This window comes from Methanomethylovorans sp. (genome assembly GCF_041305605.1).
GTDB lineage: Archaea > Halobacteriota > Methanosarcinia > Methanosarcinales > Methanosarcinaceae > Methanomethylovorans.
The window spans coordinates 1-2,868 of the sequence record NZ_JBFYLB010000120.1 but is presented as its reverse complement, the minus strand read 5'-3'; the positions used below and the strand labels follow the sequence as shown (position 1 = coordinate 2,868).

Here is a 2,868-nt window from a genome sequence, read left to right as displayed (position 1 = left end):
GTTATTGCATATCCCCCTCTTTTTACTTTCTCCACCAATCCTTCAAGCTGGAACACCGTTTTCATTTTACTTCCAATGCTTCCTTTGTCAGCAAAACGATCAGTGTACTCTCTGATCTCGGCGAACTCAGTTACATTCCCTTCATTCTTGTTAAGGACGAGCAGGATGAGCCTGTACTGGATATCGCCAGGACCCTGATTAATGCCAAGGGACTGATAAAAGTCAGCGACTTTTTGTTCCATCTCAACATCTATATCAGGAGTCATTTTCATCCTCCTCTTTCTCTTCATATATCTCATGCCGGGGTCTCTTTATTCCAAGCGTTTCCTGCAAAGTCGCAGGTGGGAAGTAAGCAAGGAATGCCAGGACAGTTCCAATAAGGACAAAGATCCTCGCTGCCATCTGCATGGCACCTACGTCGGTTATCATGTCCGTGAGCATGAAATCAAATACAAAGGATATAGCTACCAGCGGTAAGGCTGTACGATACCTCAGGCGCCTGGGCATACGTTGAAGGAATATCAGCAGCAGCATTCCCAATATCATCGCTGTCGGGATCACAAAAAGCCCTATAAGATATATGTTAATGGCAACATCACTGTTGATGCTGAACATTGAGGAATACCCGGTGACAGTTGGCCCGATCACGCCGTTGGAGTAGAGGAATGCCAGATATGTCGCTCCAAAGAGTACAAAAAGGAATGATATATAGCCGCTGATCTTCTGGTCACCTGTTATGATATATAGTATAAAGAAAACAAGAGGGACCGTAACCATTGAAAAAGGTACGGCAGAAAGGTTATACATAATAAGTTCCAGGAAAGGATAACCAATAAATGCCGCTACCATGCGAATTGTGGTAGGCAGATATGTCAAAGCCACTAAAGACCAGAGCACCACCAGAGCCCATAGGGCAGGCTTGCTCTTCTCATTATGTTTATCCTCACTGCCTGCAAGCACCCATGCAAAAGCGAATGAGGAAACGGTTATTGCAAAACATATAGTTGCATTGAGTATCAGTCCTGCTGTCATTTCCATCCCCTGGTGAGCATAATTATATATTGTGTATTTTATATTTATCTGTTACGCAAGGAGATATTTGAAGTTTTTTGTTTGTTTTTTCCAACCAATCAATATTTATACTATTATTTTTATATTAAAGTATGCTATAATAGTTTATGAGAGGATTGTATATGAAAGCAAACAGGACATTTACCATGAGGGACCATACCCATGCTCAGGTAGGTATTGGTACCTTGATCATTTTCATTGCCATGGTGCTCGTTGCAGCCGTGGCTGCAGCCGTACTTATCCAGACATCCGGTACGTTGCAGCAGAAAGCCCAGTCTACCGGTAAGCAGGCCACTCAGGAAGTTTCATCCAACCTGATGGTTAAGAACATTGAGGGTGTGCGTGCAAAGAACACTGCTACGGCTATGTCTTCAACCATCGACCTGCTTAAATTAAAAGTTGCATTGAACGTCGGCAGTTCTCCGGTGGATGTTAACCAGGTAGTGATCTCCATAACTGACGGAACTACAGCCAATAACCTTGTATATGCCGGCAATTCTAAATCTTATGCATCTGTAGGTGCTTCCAATGGTGTAATGGGCTATTTCGGTGACTCTGCAGCTGATAATTTGGAATCTCTGCTCATGAATACAACATCAATAAACAGTGTCTCTTATGCTAATCCAAGCCATTACTTTACAGTGGACAGGGTTCGTGATGAAGATTCTTCTTTCTCCCAGAGCAATCCTGTAATGAACACCGGTGATATGGTCATCATGTACATAGCCACAACTTCTGCCTCCGCAGACTCTGCAGGTTATTCTACTGTTGGAACCACCACTACTACAGGCGGTCCCCTGTCTTCAGGTCTGAACCTTGTTCCAAGGAGTGTAGTTAACATAATCCTTACTCCGGAATCAGGTGTATCCACGAACGCAGACTTCGTTACCCCGTCTTCATATGGTGTGAAGGAAACAGTACAGTTGTACCCATGATAGGGCTACGAGCAAAAAGAGGCAACATAATGGCCAGAAAAGAATCCTCTATAAGAGCTGATACCAGTGCCCAGATCGGCATTGGTACTCTTATTATTTTCATAGCCATGGTACTAATAGCGGCAGTCGCTGCCTCAGTGCTCATCCAGACATCCGGTGTGTTGCAGCAAAAGGCACAGGCTACCGGAAAACAGGCTACTCAGGAAGTTTCATCCAATCTGGTTATAAAAAGCATAGATGGGGTCAGAGCTAAGAATAGTTCAACATCCATGGCTGAGAATATATCTCTCCTGAAGATCAAGGTCGGCCTTAATGTCGGCAGTTCTCCTGTTGATCTTAACCAGCTGGTTATTTCCATATCTGACGGGACCAACATTAATGATCTTATATATGCTAACAATGAAAAATCGTACGGTACTGCAATGAGCAATTTCTCAAGCAGTGCAAGCGCAGATACTAATCTCGAAAAGCTACTTGTTGCTACTCAATCATCTCCAGGAGATAATGCAAAGTACTTTTTCACAGTATCCAAGATCCGCGATGAAGACACATCGTTTTCTCAAGGTTCACCTATTATGAATACGGGAGATCTGGTAACTATCTATGTATCAACTGTCTCGAGTGCAGACCTTGAGTATACGACCATCGGTCCTATAACTACTAGTGGTTCTCAGAAAGATTCATCATTAGATATTGAGCCACGAACAAGCCTAACTCTTGTCTTTACCCCAGAAGCTGGAATAGTAACAAGTGCAGATTTTGTCACTCCTTCTTCTTACGGTACCAAGGAAACCATACAATTATATCCATAAAGGAATATTGGCATAAATAATATAATTGAAACATTGTATTGTTTATGGAC

4 protein-coding genes are annotated in these 2,868 nt (G+C 42.9%); 2 read left to right on the top strand and 2 right to left on the bottom strand.

Annotation, left to right across the window (positions count from 1 at the left end; genetic code table 11):
* On the bottom strand, positions 1 to 266 hold a 266-nt coding region (locus ACCM36_RS07695), incomplete at its 3' end, for a hypothetical protein (RefSeq protein ID WP_370573168.1).
* Positions 256 to 1,032 carry a hypothetical protein gene (locus ACCM36_RS07690; RefSeq protein WP_370573167.1) on the bottom strand — a complete coding sequence of 259 codons (777 nt, stop codon included), beginning with the start codon at positions 1,030 to 1,032 and terminating at the stop codon, positions 256 to 258. The genes ACCM36_RS07690 and ACCM36_RS07695, both read right to left, overlap by 11 nt.
* 161 nt (positions 1,033 to 1,193) lie before the next feature.
* Between ACCM36_RS07690 and ACCM36_RS07685 the strand changes: the two genes are divergently transcribed.
* Complete coding sequence (locus ACCM36_RS07685; RefSeq protein WP_370573166.1) at positions 1,194 to 2,006, top strand: archaellin/type IV pilin N-terminal domain-containing protein; 813 nt, start codon at positions 1,194 to 1,196, stop codon at positions 2,004 to 2,006.
* Between the two features lie 29 nt (positions 2,007 to 2,035).
* Positions 2,036 to 2,818, top strand: coding sequence for an archaellin/type IV pilin N-terminal domain-containing protein (locus ACCM36_RS07680; RefSeq protein ID WP_370573165.1), 783 nt, complete (start codon positions 2,036 to 2,038; stop codon positions 2,816 to 2,818).
* The last annotated feature ends 50 nt before the right edge of the window (positions 2,819 to 2,868 follow it).